Consider the following 16882-nt stretch of genomic DNA (forward strand, 5'->3'; position numbering starts at 1 on the left):
AGGGTGAACGTCCGGACATTGCCGGATCTCACCGCGCTGGCTCAGGGACGAGTCGCGGTCTCCGATATTCGTGAGCTGGAGATCGAAGACCTGCTGGGCAGGGAAGCGGTTGCGCCGCGGCAAGAGCTGCTCGACAAGGCAATGCGCAACAAGGTGGTCATGGTTACGGGCGCCGGCGGCTCTATAGGCGGCGAGTTATGTCGCCAGATTCTGCGCAATGCGCCTTCGAGCCTTATCCTCATAGATCAGAACGAGTTTGCGCTTTATAATATCCATGCCGAATTGCTGAAGCTGGCCGAAGTTTACAAGCATGAGAGCCTGCAGATCGTGCCGATCCTTTGTTCCGTCCGCGACGAGGATCGCATGGAACATATCATGCAGAGCTGGCGGCCGCAGACGCTTTATCACGCCGCCGCTTACAAGCATGTGCCTCTCGTCGAACACAATGCCGTCGAAGGCATCAAGAACAATGTCATGGGGACATTGATCACCGCACGTGCGGCAAATAGATGCGGCGTCTCGAATTTCGTGCTGATCAGCACCGACAAAGCCGTGCGTCCGACGAATGTGATGGGCGCCAGCAAGAGGCTGGCGGAGATGGTGCTGCAGGCGCTTGCGGCAGAGCTGACCGCTGACAGACTGCGGACAAACTTCTCGATGGTCCGCTTCGGGAACGTCCTTGGTTCGTCCGGATCCGTCGTGCCACTGTTCCGGCAGCAGATCAAGGAAGGCGGTCCGGTTACCCTGACGCATCCGAAAATAACCCGCTACTTCATGACCATTTCGGAAGCCTCGCAACTTGTCATCCAGGCGGGCGCCATGGCCGAGGGCGGCGATGTTTTCCTGCTCGATATGGGCGAGCCCGTCCGCATTGCGGATCTCGCCCGCAAGATGGTCGAACTGTCCGGATTGACCGTCCGGGACGTGGATAATCCCGAAGGGGACATCGAGCTTTCCGTTACCGGCTTGAGGCCCGGCGAGAAGCTTTATGAAGAATTGTTGATCGGGGATAACCCCGAGACAACCGAACATCCGCGAATCATGAAGGCGCGCGAGGACTTCCTGTTGTGGCCGGAACTTTCGAAGAAGCTCAATTCGCTCAATGCGGCATTGGATCGAAACGACATGATCGCGGCCCGCGCGACCCTGGCAGAACTTGTTTCCGGCTATTCCTCAACGGGTGAAGTTTCCGATCTTGCGTTCACCGGCGGCGAAACCAGTCCGGCGCATGAAGATGTCAACGCGCTAGCCTCGGGCGCAGGAAATCAGCTTCGCACGACAGGTGCATAACGCGTGCTGCCCCGGTCCGCGCAAATAAGAGCGACCATATAGGCGAAGATCGGATCCAGCGCTTTTTGGTTGAACATGATACCGAAGCTGCCGGTTATAATGTAGCTGCTGGTCAGCAGGAGAGCGAGCGCTATGGCTAGATCCCGGCCAGGGCCAGGTTCCTTTTTCCACGCACCGATCACGGGTGTGAGGAGCAGCAATGAAAGCGCTGCGATGCCGACAAGGCCGGCGTCGATTCCCGCTGTGAGAAAGCCGTTATGGACATGTGAATAGGGCAGTTGCGGCCTTAGGCCCTCGGGGACTTCTGCCAGGACAGCAGCCATCCGGTTTTGCGGGCCATAGCCGGTGAACGGATCCTTGGTGATTGCCGATAGGGCGCCCTTGTAGAGAGCAACCCGCGCGCTCAGCGAGGTGATATCGCCATTGGTGCTTTCGAGCGATGACAGATTGTCCTGGAGCTCACGGACGCGATAGACAACCTGGTCGCTGCCCAAGGCGAGAAGTCCCAGCAACAATACCGAGCCGGTGATGGCGAGGCTGCGCAGACTGACATGAAATCGGTTTTTGGGAAAATACCAGAGGAAGATGACCAGCTGGACGGGGATGACCAGCCAGGCCGAGCGCGTTCCGGAAAGCAGCGCGCAGCCCAGACCCGCGGCATATCCCAATATCGCGATCTTTTGCTCCATGCTTTTGGGAGATTGAAGATTGAGTAGCGCGACGCCGCCGAAAAGCACGCCGATAACGCCCAGCAGCGCCGCGTTCGAGGTTCCCGCCTCCGCCCTGGGCATCAGGAATAGGACCTGAAGCAGACTGAAGAGAAAAGTAACGATCATGCCGAGACCCGCGCCGAGGATAAAGAGCGGCACAAGGCGGCCATCGGGAGATTGACGCATGCGCGGCAAGATCAGCCAGATCGAAAAGAACGGCAGGAGCCGGAAAATCCAATCCAGTTCTTCCGAGAAAGGCGGATTGACGAATATGCTGACGATCATCACCACAGGGTAAATCGTCATGCAAATGGCAACCACTCGGTCGGACTTCGACAGGTTCAAAGGAAAGCGGGCTCTTGCCAGGCAATAGAGGCCGGATAGCATCGACCCGAGTAGGATGAAGGAGTTGAAGTTAGGTGAAAGTCCGGGCAGGATTGCAAAGAGAAAGACCGCAATGCCATTGGTTCGATCAAGCGCGCTTCCAGACCCGTTCCCGGGATGTAGCACCGCAATCACGAGTTGCCTGAAATAATTCACTTGGTAGCCCTGACGTGTCGCTTTCCAGCCTCGCTAAGGACCGTTGTCACCGCTGTCAAGCCGTGAAGGCAGGAGTAACCTGCGCTTTTTTCACTGTCGTATTCCGGCAACAGCAGATTCGGATGCTCGTTGCTTCTGCTCGACGACGGTCGCAAGTCTGCAATAGCAAAGCTGTTCCGAACAGAAAACACGTTTGAGGTGCGAGCCTATTGAGAAGCTTTGTCATCTGGCGGCGCATTCCCGCTATCAGGGAACGCCTGCAGGTACAGGATCTGAATCTCTCGCCATTCCAACCGAACTGGCCGGCGGTTATAGGACAGCGACGCGCCAGTCGCGCAGCCACTTTTGGTACCTGGAGCTATCGCCAATATGGACGCGGCGCGCTTTCCAACGATGACCGGCCGAGGAAATAGCCGAATCCGAATGCGAGAATACCAATAGTGAGCAATGCGCTTGCGGTGTGCGGGTGGTTTCTAGCCCCCGCCGTGACTGCATAGACCTCACGTTTCACCCCGCTGGCCGCCGATTGGGCAACTTTGGCCAGTCCTTCCGGGGGCTCGACGGGTGTGCCGGTAAATCCGGCGTCCAAGTCCTTTTTATCGACCATATCGGGAGACCTTTCCTGCATTGAAGACAGCAACTTATTCCTGCTCGCGTGTGCCGGGTGAGGCTTCGCGTTGGTCCGCGTCTTCGAGATCCGTCTTGACCAGGAAGGCATCGCTATGTTCGCGTGCGGCCTCTCGCAGCGCTTCGAGCTTGGGAGGATTGTCGGCCCCGCCATATTGCGCATCGAGCTCATGCTCGGCCCGAATCCAGTGATCCCGATGCCTGCCCTCCGGCCTGCCTTCCTTCTCCCACAGCGCATGTGCTCTTTTCCGGATCTCCTCCTCGCGGAGCACCGCCGGGCCGGTTTCGTGTGTGGCTTGCCGCGCCATCTTCCCTTTCCGCGCACCGGCGAGGGAAGATTTCTTCAGCCGCGTGTCGTCGGTCGTGTCTTCATTTTTTGTGCGTCGTACCGGGTTCTTCATCGGCGCCTCCTTGATTGGTTCTCAACCAATTCGGCTGATCTAAGTTCCAACCAACAGTCTCGACCAGCATCGAAACGCATGGTCAAACGACCCCAACCTCCAAATGTAATCCATTCCTTCGCAGGCCTTGGCAGGGTGTCGCAGCTGATATACTAGTATGCCAGAACACGATCACTGGTCTCGACTATGCGGCAGTCCTCGGAAGCCCAAGCGCTTGCAGTTTCGATTTCCCAGGAAGTCGGCCCGAAGTTGCGCCGCGTCACCACGGCCGGTGCCATATACGAACGTCTCTATGCCGACATCGTCTCGCTCAGGATGCCGCCTGGCCTGTTGCTGCAGGAAAAGCGGATCGCCGACGATTTCGGGGTGAGCCGCACACCGGTGCGCGAGGCACTGCTCAGGCTCTCCGAGGGCGGGCTGGTCGACATCTATCCGCAGTCAGGCACGGTCGTGTCGCGTGTGCCTGTCGCGTCGATCCCCGAGGCGGTGGTCGTGCGCAAAGCGCTCGAAGGTACGACCGTCGAGACTGCGGCCGAAACCGCCAGCGCTGCCGATATTGCTCATCTGGATGCGATCATCTTCCGGCAGCGGTCGCATGCCGCGGCCGGCAACGCCTCGAACTTTCATGAGGAAGACGAGGCCTTTCATGAGGCGATCGCTGAGATAGCAGGTTATCCCGGCATCTGGGCAATTCTGAAGACGGTCAAGGTGCAGATCGACCGGGCGCGGCGGCTGGCGCTGCCGGCGCTTGGACGCATGGACAATGTGGTCCGCGAACACATCGTCATTCGCGACGCGCTCGCCGCCCATGATGCTGCGGCTGCGCGCGGCGCGATGATCCATCACTTGAGCGCCGTCATTCCCGATGTCGATGAGCTGCGCTCGCGTTACCCCGATTATTTCTGCTGACGGCAGAATCACCGCGAAAACGAAGAGGCGAGGGAAGGAAGAAGGATGCGACAGGGTTGGAGATGGTTCGGACCGGAAGCGCCGGTGACGCTGGATGATGTCCGTCAGACGGGCGCGACCAATATCGTCTCGTCGCTCCATCAAGTGCCGATCGGCAGGGCCTGGACGGAAAGGGAAGTGCGCGAACGCCAGTCTCTGATCGAGACGACGCCGGCGGACCGCTCGCCACTCGTCTGGTCGGTCGTCGAAAGCATTCCGATCCCTGATGCAGTCAAGCGCAGAGGCGGGGAGGCGAAGGCTGAAATCGAGGCGTGGATCGCCAGCCTCGAAGCGGTCGCCGCCTGCGGCATTCCGATCGTCTGCTATAATTTTATGCCTGTCGTGGACTGGACTCGCACCGACCTCGATTTCGTGACGCCGACAGGGGCCACCGCCATGCGCTTCGATCATGAGCGTTTTGCAGCCTTCGACCTCTTTATTCTGGAACGGCCGGGTGCGGCCCAGCAATATTCCGATGAGGATCGCGAACGGGCGCGTGTCGTCTATGAGGCCATGTCGGAGGAGGAGGTCGCCGACCTCACCCGCATTATCGCCTCGGCCCTTCCCGGCTCGACGACCGAGCCCCTTACCATTCCGGCCTTCCGGGAAAAGCTTGTCGCCTATAGCGGCATCGATGCCGCAAAGCTGCGCCGGCACCTGATCGAATTTCTGGAGGCGGTGACGCCGGCGGCCGAAGCACGCGGCGTCAAGCTGACGCTGCATCCCGACGATCCGCCGCGCTCGCTCTTCGGCCTGCCGCGCATCGCCTCGACGGCCGATGATTATGCCGCTCTCTTCGATGCAGTGCCGTCGGCGGCGAACGGTATGTGTTATTGCACCGGCAGCCTCGGCGTGCGCGCCGACAACGACCTGCCGGCGATCGCCCGGCGGTTCGCGTCGCGCATCCACTTCGCGCATCTGCGTGCAACGACGCGTGAAGGCGACGGTCGGACGTTCCACGAAAGCGCGCATCTGGAAGGTGATGTCGACATGGTCGCGGTTCTCCGCGAACTGGTTGCAGAAGACAGCCGCCGCGCTCCCGAAGACACCATCGTCTTCCGCTCGGACCATGGCCACCGCATGCTTGACGATCTCGACAAAACGGTCACGCCCGGCTACCCCGCCATTGGCCGCATGCGCGGCCTTGCCGAGCTTCGCGGCATCCTGCATGCGCTGGACGCCCCGCCGACCTGAGGGGATTGGCGTCGCCTGGCACAGAAATCATTGCGCTCTGGAGCCCAAGCGACACTTCAGAGCGCGCAACCCTTCAGGAACAGATCCGTGCACATCTTCGCCCTCGCGGCGATCTCCTCGATCCCCGGCGGCTGTTGCTGGCGCAGCATCGCGGCGCGCTGCGGCTCCATGATCATCATCCCACGGAGCATCCCGCAGGCAGCATGTGGATCGTCGAGTGCGATCAGCCCGCGATCGATCTGTCTACGCAGCCAGTCTTCCATCAGCGCGTTGGTCCTGACGATCGCTTTCTCATAGAAGGTCGTGGCGATTTCGGGAAAGCGGTCGGACTCGCTGATGACGAGCCGGGTCACGGTGATCGTGTCCAGCGAGAGCGTCAGCATGCCATAGGCCGTCAGCATGCGCTCCAACCCTTGCCTGAGGTCCAATACCGCAAGCGTTCCGGGATCGAGCGACATGAGGAAGCGCCCCGTCCGCTCGATGATCATCTCGGAAAACAGATCCGCCTTGGTCGGAAACAGCCGGTAGAGCGTCTTGGTCGAGACACCAGCCCCTTGCGCGATCGCGGCGATGCTTGCCGCGGCATAACCATTCTCGTGGAACTGCCGGTTAGCCGCCTCGATGATCACGCTTCTCGTATCGTCGTCGCAGCGGACTTGCGGTCGTCCTCGCGGTCTCTTCTCGATTTCGTGATTTTGGACCATGACTATTTTCCAAATTCTTGTTGACACCGATTTTATAGAGCATATTTTGGAAAACAACAAGTTTCCAAAAGTGGAACTGACGTGAATTTAAAGGCCGCAGCCGGTAGCGACAGCGACCAGTAATAGGAGAAAGGCAATGTCCATTAGTACGCTGCAGGCCCTGAACAACAACGCGCCTGTCACCGAAACCACGGCGGAGGCCGCGCCGGCAACCCTTGATGCCGGCAACACGCCACGCATCGTCGAAGCTGCCCCCGTTTTGGAGCCTCCCGCCCGCAAGCGCCGTGGCCGCGGACTGTTGCTGGGCGCGACGGCCATCGCCCTTATCGCCGCCGCCAGTTATTACGGCCATAGTTACTGGACCGTCGGCCGCTTCGAGATCTCCACCGACGACGCCTATGTGAAGGCCGACAATACGACTGTCGCGCCAAAGATTTCGGGCTACATTGCGGAAGTGCTCGTCGGCGACAACCAGGTGGTCAGGGCGGGTCAGCCGCTCGCACGCATCGATGATCGCGATTTCCGTGCCGCTCTCGATCAGGCCAAGGCCGATGTCGCCGCTGCCGAGGCGACGCTCAATGCCAAGCAGGCCTCGCTCGATATTCAGCAGTCGACGATTGCCGCAGCCCGCGCCACGGTCGAGGTCGACAAGGCAAACGAGACCTTCGCCGAACAGAACAACAAGCGTTACGCCAATCTCGCCACCAGCGGTTATGCGCCGGTTCAGACGGCGCAGCAGGCCGCTTCCGCCATCGCCGCCGCCCAGGCGACCATTGTACGCGATAATGCTGCGCTGGATGCCGCCGTCAAGCAGGTCGACCTTCTCAATGCCGAACTCGCCCAGGCGAAGGCGACGCTCGCCCATGACCGGGCCGTCCAGCATCAGGCTGAACTGAACCTCTCCTATGCAACGATTACCGCCCCTGTCGACGGCACCGTCGGCAACAGGACGCTGCGGGTCGGCCAGTACGTGCAGGCGGGCACCCAGCTGATGTCGGTTGTACCCACGAGCGCGGTCTACGTGATCGCCAACTACAAGGAAACGCAGCTGACCGATGTTCGCGCCGGCCAGCCGGTGGATATCGAGGTCGATACTTTCCCAGGCCGCATCTATCGGGGCCATGTCGATAGCCTTGCTCCGGCAAGCGGCCAGGAATTCGCGCTTCTTCCTCCCGACAATGCGACCGGCAACTTCACCAAGGTCGTTCAGCGCATTCCGGTCAAGATCGTGCTGGACGGCGAAGCCGCCAATGGCGACCTGCGACCCGGCATGTCCGTTCAACCGAGCATCGACACCAAGGCCGATGCCGACCGCAGTTAGGCGCGGGGATTAGGAGATCGTGTCATGTCCACCATCGCAGCAACAGCCGCCCCCATATCGCAGCCGGGCGCCGGCACCAAGGAATGGATCGCCGTTCTCGCCGGCATGATCGGCGCCTTTATGGCGATCCTCAACATCCAGATCACCAATGCCTCCCTCCTCGACATCGAGGGTGGCATCGGAACGGGCGTCGACAACGGCGCCTGGATATCGACCTCCTACCTGATCGGGGAGATCGTCGTCATTCCGCTGACGGCCTATTTCAGCAATGTCTTCTCGTTCCGCCGCTATATCCTCGTCAATTCCATTCTCTTTCCGCTGTTTTCAATGGCTTGTGCCTTCGCGCATGATCTCGGCACGATGATCCTGCTGCGCGGCCTGCAGGGCTTTGCCGGTGGCGTACTGATCCCCATGGCCTTCACCATGGTGCTAACCAAACTGCCGAAGACCCAGCAGCCGCTGGGGCTCGCGATCTTCGCGCTGTCGGTAACTTTCGCCCCGGCCATCGGCCCGACGATCGGCGGCTACCTGACGGAGAATTATGGCTGGCAGACGATCTTCTTCATCAACACGATCCCGAGCCTCGTTATGGCGGCCGCTCTCGCCCTGACGCTGGAAAAGCAGCCAATGCAGCTCCACCTTCTGAGGGAAGGCGACTGGGCCGGCATCTTTACCATGGCGGTCGGCCTCTCGGCGCTGCAGACCGTGCTGGAGGAAGGCAACAAGGAAGACTGGTTCTCCTCGCCCTTCATCGTCAAGCTCAGCCTTGTCGCCTTCGTCTTTCTCGCCGCCTTCATCTGGATCGAGCTGACGGTCAAGAAGCCGCTGGTCAAGCTGCGGCTGCTCACTCAGCGCAATTTCGGCATCGGCGTGCTGGTCAACGTCCTGGTCGGCGTCGCGCTCTTTGGCACAGTCTATATCCTGCCGCAATATCTCGGTCAGGTGCAGCGTTATAATGCCGAGCAGATCGGCAACGTGCTCGCCTGGACCGGCCTGCCGCAGTTGTTGCTTATTCCGCTGGTGCCTGTTCTCATGAAGCGTTTCGACGCACGCTATATCGGCTTCCTCGGTATCTCGATCTTCGCGATCAGCTGCTTCATGAACATCATGCTTTCGGCCGACAATGCCGGCGACCAGTTCTGGATCCCGAATATTGTCCGTGCCGTTGGCCAGGCCCTGGTGCTGACCCCGATCACAGCCATTACGACGGCCGGCATTGCTCCATCAGATGCCGCCGCCGCCTCTGGCCTGACCAACATGCTGCGCAATCTTGGCGGCGCGGTCGGCACCGCCTCTCTCGGCACCATCCTGACGAAGCGCGAACAGTTCCATTCCAATATCATCGGTCAGTCGATTACGCTGAGCCGTGACGAAGTTCGCGATCGCCTGGGCAAGCTTTCCGGCTACTTCATCCAGCATGGCGTCACCGATCCGGCTGTCGCATCGCAAAAGGCGGTCGTTGCGATTGGCCAGATCGTCAAGCGCCAGGCATTGATCTTGGGCTTCAGCGATACTTTCGCTGTCATCGGCGTGGTGCTTGCAGTGGCGGCATTTGCCCTGCTCCTCACCAAAAAGCCTCAGGCCGGCGGCGGTGCGGGCGCCCATTGAAACCCGGACACCGCAGGAAGATCCTCCTTGGGGAAAGCCCTCCTTTGCACGCCATGCGAAGGAGGGCGTTCACACGTGAACGCTACTGGCCGATCTCGACCGTGAAGGCGAAACGCGCAACAGCGCCCGGTGCAAGCAGCGTCGTCGAGGGCCGTTCCGAGAGTTCGCTCGAAGCTCCGGCCTGCGCAGCCGTCCCGTGCCACGGCTCGACGCAGAGGAAGGGCGCGCCCGGCTTGGTCCAGAGAGCGAGGTTGGGCAGGTTTTCGAAGCGGAACCGCAGGCTTGGCCCGCCTTCGGCCCCGTAGCGCAGCCCTTCGCCCGCACCCTTGGGGAAGATCATCGCATCCTGCTCGAACATCGCGTGATCCAGAACCAGACGTCCGGCATGAAACGGCGAAGGCAGCGCTGGGGGATTGATAAGGCCGCCCGCCAGCCGCACGAGTTCAGGCTCGCCCTGATTGTCGAGCGTGATGATGTGGGCGCGTCCGGTAGCGCCGGGCAGCGGCCAGGCGAAGGCGGAGTGGAATCCAAGCCCGAAGGGCATCGTCTTCCGGTCGCGGTTGGTCACCTCGGCGCTGACGGTCAGCGCCCGGCCTTCTACCGCATGCTCCACGGCCAGCAGGAATTCGAACGGATAGACCGCCCGGGTACTCTCCGAGGCGGCAAGCTCGTACCGGCACATCGTTGCCGCGGATGCCGCGAGGGAAAACTCGCTGCGGCGGGCAAAACCATGCTGGGCCATCGGATAGATCGTGCCGTCGATTGCGATCTTGTCGTCCGGGGCCTTGCCGACGATCGGAAACAGGATCGGCGAACGCCCGGTCCAGAAGGCGGCGTCGCCCGTCCATAGCCAGGAGCGTCCGTCGCTTGATTTAAGCGCCTGCATCTCGGCGCCGAGGGAGGAGACATCGACGGTGAGGTCCTGATTGCCGATCCGGATTGAGGCTGGCATCGCAATTCCCTTTCGTAGGTTGGTACCAAGTCATCTCATTTCCGCACCGTGAGTTTCTACTCAATCGGTGAGGTTGGTAATCACACGCCAGCTGGTGCTCATTCGTTACTTCCGTATCGCGCCCAACCTTGCGATCACTTCGTTCGGAATTCCATAGCGCTGAATGGCGTCGCGGTTGTTTCTCATTCCGCAGATTTCACGCTGGATGAAGAATGCCCAGACCGCATCGGAGGCGTCATTGAGAAGCTTCTCGCGTTCCTGCGCGCTTTGGCGTTCGCCGGTCCAAGCTTTCAGGGCGGCGAGGGCCGCCTCCACCTTCAGCCCGTGACGCCCGAGTGAATCGGCGCGCTCCGACATCAGCTCGTATTCGAGGACGTTGAGGCCGTTCCTATCCTCCTGGGATTGTCTGAAAGATTGCGGCGGCCGAACGCTCATGGGCACGGATTCCTTATCAGCGCAGGCGACAACCTTATCCAATCCGGTCTTCGAGATCGAGAGGGCAGGGCAATGGACCTTTCCCGCCATTTCCGCGCGTGGTAAGGGCGCCGTAACTTTCTTTCAGGCCCATAGCAGACCATGATTCGTATCGAGAATATCAGCAAGCAGCTCAGCCACCGGATCCTCTTTATCGAGGCGTCGGCCGCTCTCAACAAAGGCGAGAAGATCGGCCTCGTCGGCCCGAACGGCGCCGGCAAGACGACGATCTTCCGGATGATCAACGGCGAAGAGCAGCCCGACGAGGGCCAGGTCTCCTGCGAGAAGGGCGTCACGATCGGCTATTTCAACCAGGACGTCGGCGAAATGGCGGGCCACAGTGCCGTCGCCGAAGTGATGAACGGCGCCGGGCCGGTCAGCGTCGTTGCCGCTGAGCTGCGGGAGTTGGAGGCGGCCATGGTCGACCCCGAGAGAGCCGGCGACATGGAGGAGATCATCGAGCGCTACGGCGAGGTGCAGGCGCGTTACGAGGAGTTGGACGGTTATGCGCTCGACGGCCGAGCCCGCGAAGTGCTTGCGGGCCTGAGCTTCACCCAGGAGATGATGGACGGCGATGTCGGTGCGCTGTCGGGCGGCTGGAAGATGCGTGTGGCGCTTGCCCGCATCCTGCTGATGCGCCCTGATGTCATGCTGCTCGACGAACCGAGCAACCATCTCGATCTCGAAAGCCTGATATGGCTTGAAGAGTTCCTCAAGGGCTATGGGGGTGCGCTGCTGATGACTTCGCACGACCGCGAGTTCATGAACCGCATCGTCAACAAGATCCTCGAGATCGATGCCGGCTCGCTGACCTCTTATTCCGGCGACTATGAATTTTACGAGCAGCAGCGGGCGCAGAACGAAAAGCAGCAGCAGGCCCAGTTCGAGCGCCAGCAGGCGATGCTCGCCAAGGAGATCAAGTTCATCGAGCGGTTCAAGGCGCGCGCTTCGCATGCTTCGCAGGTGCAGAGCCGGGTGAAGAAGCTGGAGAAGATCGACCGGGTGGAGCCGCCCAAGCGCCGCCAGTCGGTCGCGTTCGAATTCCAGCCAGCGCCGCGCTCCGGCGAGGACGTGATCAGCTTGAAGAACGTCCATAAGAAATATGGCAGCCGAAGCATCTATGAGGGGCTGGATTTCATGGTGCGGCGGCGGGAACGCTGGTGCATCATGGGCATCAACGGCGCGGGCAAATCGACGTTGCTGAAGCTGGTGACGGGCACCACAACGCCCGACGAAGGCAGTGTCGCTCTCGGCGCCAGCGTCAAGTTGGGTTATTTCGCCCAGCATGCGATGGATATTCTCGATGGCGAGCGCACGATCTTCCAATCGCTGGAAGATCGGTTTCCCCAGGCCGGGCAGGGGCCTTTGCGGGCGCTCGCCGGATGTTTCGGCTTTTCCGGCGACGATGTCGAGAAAAGGTGCCGGGTGCTGTCTGGCGGCGAGAAGGCCCGATTGGTCATGGCGATGATGCTGTTCGACCCGCCGAACCTGCTCGTGCTCGACGAACCGACCAACCATCTCGACCTCGACACCAAGGAAATGCTGATCAAGGCGCTGTCGCAATATGAGGGCACCATGCTGTTCGTATCCCACGACCGGCATTTCCTGGCAGCGCTCTCTAACCGGGTGCTGGAGCTGACGCCGGAGGGCATCCACCAATATGGCGGCGGCTATACGGAATATGTAGCGCGCACCGGCCACGAGGCGCCCGGACTTCGGAGCTGAACGGCTATTTTTCCGCCGGCTGTGAGGGCCGTTCATGTGAGCGAAGAATAGCGCCGGCCGATATTGCCGGCTCTCTGCCACGATGATGACCAATTTCCGTGGTGTTCGGGCCTTCTTAAAACAATCGGGGCGGGCACATCAGCATGGACTGGATCAATCGTCATATCGATCAGCCGTTATTGAACGGCGCGGCAGGCTTGCTGCGGCAGTGGCACATCCGTACGCGGCAGTCGCCGGAGCTGCTGGAGCCGACCTGGAATCTCGTCGTGCTATCCTTTCTCCTGATTGCCAGCGGACAGGTTATGACAGGCAAGCCTTTCGCGCTCAGCATCGCCGCGCTGATCATGCTGGCCCTGCCTTCAGCCAAAAAATTGCTTTCGGCGGTCAAGGCAGGCGGAAGCGCTTATGGCGCCCGGGAATACAAGTCCTCGAGGGCGCGGGCCGTCGCCAAACGGGAGGCGGAATGGTCGGTGCGGATCATCGTGCTGTTTTCATCCGCCTGCCTTCCCTTCATCGCCCGCATCGATGATCCGGTGGGCGCCTGTTTCATGCTGGGGGCAAGTGTCTGGTTCGTGCTGACCGGGCCGCTCAAGACGTATCTCGATGCGGCCGAACCTCCCGAACCGACTGAAGGCGACCGGATGTACAGCGGCGTCTTTCATTTCGGCTGAACGACGCCGATGCGACGTTCCATCTGCCAGCCATGAGGGTGAGGGAACCAAAACGGGCGGTCGCCGTTATCTCCGCAGCAACGTAAAAGGAGATTGCGATGCTTTACTACGCTCTGGTGTTTCTCGTTGTGGCCTTGATTGCCGGTGTCCTCGGATTTGGCGGCATCGCAGGGGCTTCAGCTTCCATTGCCCAGGTTCTGTTCTTCATTTTCCTGGTGTTGTTCGTCGTCTCGCTTGTCATGCGCTTCATGCGCAGAGTATAGTGAAGATTGATCAAGTATAAAGCCCGGTGATATCTATCACCGGGCTTTGCTTTTGTTGACGGCCCTCACCGGCCGGCGGAAACTCGCCTCGAGCGAATGTGCTTTTTGTGCAACCATCCCTAACAAGATCGTGAAAGGCCGCATGCAAGTCGCATATGCCTTCGAAATGTCCCAATGGGGCTGAACCGTGGGCTGTCGCTTGCGCCCTCCCACGCGCTTTGACACGCGATGCGAAAACGGCGCCGTCCGGGATTGCTCCGCGGTCCCCTGCGATATCCGGTGCCGCCAGCCGGGTGTTCCCGTCACGATTTGAGAAGGAGAGACTTATGACAAAAACTCTTGCGACGGCGTTTGCCGCGGTATCGTTGACGTTTGTCGGCGCGGGGGCGGCCAATGCCGCCGACCCCGTCACCAGAACCTATGAAGAGCCGGACCTGCGCAATGGCGTGAAGATCGGTTATCTCACTTGCGATATCGGCGGCGGCACGGGATATGTGCTCGGTTCGTCCAAGGAAGCCGATTGTGTCTTTCAGTCAATTGTCGGCAATGAGCTTTTCGATCACTACACCGGCGAAATTCGAAAGCTTGGCGTCGATCTCGGCTTCACCACGCGCAGTCGTCTGATCTGGGCGGTGTTTGCGCCAACGGCTGGTTATCATCGCGGGTCGCTCGCCGGACTTTATGTCGGTGCCAGCGCAGAGGCGACGGTTGGTGCCGGCGTCGGCGCCAACCTCCTGGTCGGTGGCACCTCCGGTTCAATCCATCTGCAGACGGTTAGCCTGACCGGCCAGCTGGGCCTGAATGTTGCGGCCGGCAGCGCGTCGATGACACTGACCCCGGCGGATTGACGGGTTTTGTCGCCCCCTGCCGCGACGCAGCGGGGGCGTCACGCGATTATTGGATTGGGCTTGCTGGCGACGAAACGATGGATATCCGAGTTGCTACGCCCGACGAGGATGAGATCCTGGTCGGGCACTATCTGAAAATCTGGGACAGCTATGGCACGCCGCCCGAACATTACAGGCCGGATGCGGTGGCGCGGATATTGTCGTTCTTGAGAAGCGGTCGCGAGGAGCGGCGCCTTGCCTCGTTCCTGGCCATTGTGGACGACGAAATCGCTGGTTCCGTATCTTGCCAGCTGCACCAATCGCCGTTTCCGGAAGTCATTCGGCCGGAACAGCGGTTGCACGGTTACATCTGGTCCGTCTATGTCGCCGAAGCCTTCCGTCGGCGCGGCATCGCTTTGGCGCTGACGAATAAGGCCGTCGATTATCTGAAATCCATCGGCTGCACGACTGACGTCATTCATGCCTCGGATGTGGGGGAGCCGGTCTATCGGAATGCTGGCTTCGAACTGGCGAAGGAAATGCGGCTGAAGTTTCCTATGGAGTGAGCCGCGTAGCCGAAGCACCTACAGGCGGCTGAGGAATGTGCGCGGCGGCGCGTTTTCTGTTTACGCTTTCGGCTTGCCGGGTGCGATAAAGGCGTTGATCGCCGCCTCGTCATGGCCGGCTTCGCGTAGGAAGCGGCTCGCGAATTCGATGGCAGGACTTCTCAATGCATCGTCCGGCCGGATCAGGTGAAAAGCGACATGGGAATCGAGGGTACGCTGTGACACTGCGACGACGCGCCCGGCGGCTAGCGCGGCATCCGACAGCGGCGGCCGTGCAAGCGCAATGCCGAGCCCTTGGGCGCAGGCGTCGACCACCAGATTGTAATCCTCGAAGCGTCGGTCCTGGCCGCGCGGCGTATAGTCGACACCCTCACGCGCTAGCCAGCGGCGCCAGCCTTCGATATTGGAGTCGTGAAGGATCGGCAGATCGAGCAGCGAAAGAGCATCCGAGCGTTGCCCGAGTTGTGCTGCCATTGCCGGTGAGGCGATCGGAAAAGATTTCTCCTGCCAGAGCGGCAGGGCGCGCACACCGGCCCATGGTCCCTTGCCGCAGCGGATGGCAAGGTCCGTGCCTTCGCCGAAGTCCGCCAGGCGGTGTTCGAGCGTCAATTCGACGTGCAGCTCATTTCCTTCGAGCTTTGCCAGGCGCTGAAACAACCATAGAGAGGCGACGGACGGAGTAACTGAAAGGCGCACTACCGCCTTGTTCGGCCGTGGCAGCCAGCGCTCGCCGGTGTTACCGAGCAGGGAAAGGGCTTCCTCGGCACGGACGAAGAAGCGCATTCCCTCCGGGGTGAGGCGCACACCGCGAGCTTCACGCGCGAAGAGCCGCACACCCATCCAGCGCTCGAGCCGCGAGACCTGCCGCGATACGGCGCCATGGGTGATTCCGCTTTCCTCGGCCGCGGCCGAAAACGATCCGAGCCGAGCGGCGCGGGCAAAGGTCTCGAGCGTATCGAGCGGGGGGAGCACTGGCGAGCTGTGAACCATGCTCACATTTGATCATCGATTGCGGTGCTTTTCAAGCATGCATCGAAAGCCTTATTCATTGTCGCAAGCACATATGGAGGTGAACATGAGCATGGCGGCAAGCGCACCAGTTTCGGCAAAACAGCAAAGCGGCTTCGATCTGATCGCCTTTGCTGCGATTGTCGTCACCATTCTCTTCTGGGCCTCTTCCTTCGTGGTGATCCGTATCTGTCTCGGGCCGCTGACGCCGATCGAACTGGCAACGGCGCGTTATGTGGCGGCAGGCGTCCTCGCCCTTTTCTATCTCGCCACCTACCGGCCGATGCCGGAAAAGCGTGATTTCCTCCGCCTCTCGGTGGCTGCCGTCCTCTTCATCGCTGCCTATGCGGTTCTCCTGAACACCGGCGAGCAGACTGTGGCGGCGGGGCCGGCGAGCTTCATCATCAATACCATGCCCGTCTTCACAGCCCTGATTGCCACAATCGTGCTTAGTGAGCGCTTCGGCCGCTGGGGGTGGGTTGGCACCGCGGTTTCCTTCGGCGGCGTGGCGCTGATTGCGCTTTCCTCCGACGGCGGCTTCAAGCTCGATCCGAACGCCGTGCTGATCCTCGGCGCAGCGCTCTGCTCGGCGATCGCCAGCGTGCTGCAGAAGCCGCTGCTCGCCCGCCTGCCGGCGCTTGCCGTCACCGCCTGGATCCTGTTGATCGGCTCCGTGCCGCTGTTTCCGGCCGTCCCGTCAACGATCCGCGCGCTGGCCGCGGCGCCGGCAGAGGTCAATTGGGGCGTTGCCTATCTCGTCATCTTCCCGACTGCGATCGGCTATCTCACTTGGGCCATCGCATTGAAGCGGCTGACGGCCGCTCGCGCCTCGAATTTTCTCTACGGCGTCCCGCCGGTCGCAACGCTGATCGGGTTCGTCTGGCTGGGCGAGACGCCGACGGCACTCGGTGCTGCCGGCGGCGTCATGGCGATCCTCGGCGTGCTCGTCGTCAATGTGATGCGGAAAAGATAGGTGCATCGGACCGCCGCCACATCAAGGTGACGAAGTCTCGCTGACAAATAGGCATTGCGCCGCCGTTCGCTTTATTTAAA

The 16882-nt window shown here is 60.8% G+C and carries 17 protein-coding genes and 1 pseudogene; 11 read left to right on the forward strand and 7 right to left on the reverse strand.

Features of this window, described 5'->3' with window-relative positions:
* Positions 1 to 1290, forward strand: a 1290-nt coding sequence (locus FHT70_RS19415; protein ID WP_183704111.1) for a nucleoside-diphosphate sugar epimerase/dehydratase, incomplete at its 5' end; no start/stop codon positions are given.
* Here the strand turns inward: FHT70_RS19415 and FHT70_RS19420 are convergent.
* From FHT70_RS19420 to FHT70_RS19430, 3 genes are all read right to left on the reverse strand, one after another.
* Positions 1266 to 2540, reverse strand: a complete 1275-nt coding sequence (locus tag FHT70_RS19420) for an O-antigen ligase family protein (protein ID WP_097599760.1) — start codon at positions 2538 to 2540, stop codon at positions 1266 to 1268. The two genes, FHT70_RS19415 and FHT70_RS19420, sit on opposite strands and share 25 nt — an antisense overlap.
* A 358-nt stretch (positions 2541 to 2898) precedes the next feature.
* The gene (locus tag FHT70_RS19425) at positions 2899 to 3147 is read right to left on the reverse strand and encodes a hypothetical protein (protein WP_183704113.1); all 249 of its coding nucleotides are present in this window, start codon (positions 3145 to 3147) and stop codon (positions 2899 to 2901) included.
* Between the two features lie 34 nt (positions 3148 to 3181).
* Positions 3182 to 3568 (reverse strand): DUF2934 domain-containing protein, encoded by a 387-nt coding sequence (locus tag FHT70_RS19430; RefSeq protein WP_097599758.1) that lies wholly within the window; start codon positions 3566 to 3568, stop codon positions 3182 to 3184.
* A 186-nt stretch (positions 3569 to 3754) separates the two neighbouring features.
* Between FHT70_RS19430 and FHT70_RS19435 the strand changes: the two genes are divergently transcribed.
* Positions 3755 to 4477 carry a GntR family transcriptional regulator gene (locus FHT70_RS19435; RefSeq protein ID WP_183704115.1) on the forward strand — a complete coding sequence of 241 codons (723 nt, stop codon included), beginning with the start codon at positions 3755 to 3757 and terminating at the stop codon, positions 4475 to 4477.
* Between the two features lie 45 nt (positions 4478 to 4522).
* On the forward strand, positions 4523 to 5710 hold the full coding sequence (gene uxuA / locus FHT70_RS19440; protein ID WP_183704117.1) for a mannonate dehydratase: 1188 nt from the start codon (positions 4523 to 4525) through the stop codon (positions 5708 to 5710).
* Positions 5711 to 5766: 56 nt separating this feature from the next.
* Here the strand turns inward: uxuA and FHT70_RS19445 are convergent, their stop codons facing one another.
* Positions 5767 to 6414, reverse strand: coding sequence for a TetR/AcrR family transcriptional regulator (locus FHT70_RS19445; RefSeq protein ID WP_097599755.1), 648 nt, complete (start codon positions 6412 to 6414; stop codon positions 5767 to 5769).
* Between the two features lie 136 nt (positions 6415 to 6550).
* On the opposite strand from FHT70_RS19445, the gene FHT70_RS19450 reads away from it, so the two are divergent.
* Together FHT70_RS19450 and FHT70_RS19455 are read left to right on the forward strand one after the other, a co-directional pair.
* Positions 6551 to 7735 (forward strand): HlyD family secretion protein, encoded by a 1185-nt coding sequence (locus FHT70_RS19450; RefSeq protein WP_183704120.1) that lies wholly within the window; start codon positions 6551 to 6553, stop codon positions 7733 to 7735.
* Positions 7736 to 7759: 24 nt separating this feature from the next.
* A complete protein-coding gene (locus FHT70_RS19455) occupies positions 7760 to 9343 on the forward strand; it encodes a DHA2 family efflux MFS transporter permease subunit (protein WP_183704122.1) in 1584 nt (527 codons plus the stop codon).
* Between the two features lie 82 nt (positions 9344 to 9425).
* On the opposite strand, the gene FHT70_RS19460 is transcribed toward FHT70_RS19455, so the two are convergent.
* Together FHT70_RS19460 and FHT70_RS19465 are read right to left on the reverse strand one after the other, a co-directional pair.
* Entirely contained in the window at positions 9426 to 10295 is an 870-nt protein-coding gene (locus FHT70_RS19460; RefSeq protein ID WP_183704124.1) for an aldose 1-epimerase family protein, read from the reverse strand.
* Positions 10296 to 10400: 105 nt separating this feature from the next.
* The gene (locus FHT70_RS19465) at positions 10401 to 10730 is read right to left on the reverse strand and encodes a DUF6665 family protein (protein ID WP_183704126.1); all 330 of its coding nucleotides are present in this window, start codon (positions 10728 to 10730) and stop codon (positions 10401 to 10403) included.
* Between the two features lie 141 nt (positions 10731 to 10871).
* Between FHT70_RS19465 and FHT70_RS19470 the strand changes: the two genes are divergently transcribed.
* The 5 genes and pseudogenes from FHT70_RS19470 to FHT70_RS19490 all read left to right on the forward strand — a co-directional run bounded on the left by FHT70_RS19470 (position 10872) and on the right by FHT70_RS19490 (position 14821).
* Positions 10872 to 12494: an ABC-F family ATP-binding cassette domain-containing protein gene (locus FHT70_RS19470; RefSeq protein ID WP_183704128.1), complete on the forward strand. Its 1623-nt coding sequence runs from the start codon at positions 10872 to 10874 to the stop codon at positions 12492 to 12494.
* A gap of 82 nt (positions 12495 to 12576) precedes the next feature.
* Positions 12577 to 13165, forward strand: a pseudogene (locus tag FHT70_RS19475) (hypothetical protein).
* A 98-nt stretch (positions 13166 to 13263) separates the two neighbouring features.
* On the forward strand, positions 13264 to 13428 hold the full coding sequence (locus tag FHT70_RS19480) for a DUF1328 domain-containing protein (RefSeq protein ID WP_003571841.1): 165 nt from the start codon (positions 13264 to 13266) through the stop codon (positions 13426 to 13428).
* 326 nt (positions 13429 to 13754) lie between these two features.
* Entirely contained in the window at positions 13755 to 14276 is a 522-nt protein-coding gene (locus tag FHT70_RS19485) for a DUF992 domain-containing protein (protein ID WP_183704130.1), read from the forward strand.
* Positions 14277 to 14353: 77 nt separating this feature from the next.
* A complete protein-coding gene (locus FHT70_RS19490; RefSeq protein WP_183704132.1) occupies positions 14354 to 14821 on the forward strand; it encodes a GNAT family N-acetyltransferase in 468 nt (155 codons plus the stop codon).
* Positions 14822 to 14881: 60 nt separating this feature from the next.
* On the opposite strand, the gene FHT70_RS19495 is transcribed toward FHT70_RS19490, so the two are convergent.
* Entirely contained in the window at positions 14882 to 15811 is a 930-nt protein-coding gene (locus FHT70_RS19495; RefSeq protein WP_183704135.1) for a LysR substrate-binding domain-containing protein, read from the reverse strand.
* A gap of 73 nt (positions 15812 to 15884) precedes the next feature.
* On the opposite strand from FHT70_RS19495, the gene FHT70_RS19500 reads away from it, so the two are divergent.
* The gene (locus tag FHT70_RS19500) at positions 15885 to 16802 is read left to right on the forward strand and encodes a DMT family transporter (protein ID WP_183704138.1); all 918 of its coding nucleotides are present in this window, start codon (positions 15885 to 15887) and stop codon (positions 16800 to 16802) included.
* Positions 16803 to 16882 lie beyond the last annotated feature (80 nt).

This window comes from Rhizobium sp. BK049, assembly GCF_014193135.1.
Classification (GTDB): domain Bacteria; phylum Pseudomonadota; class Alphaproteobacteria; order Rhizobiales; family Rhizobiaceae; genus Rhizobium.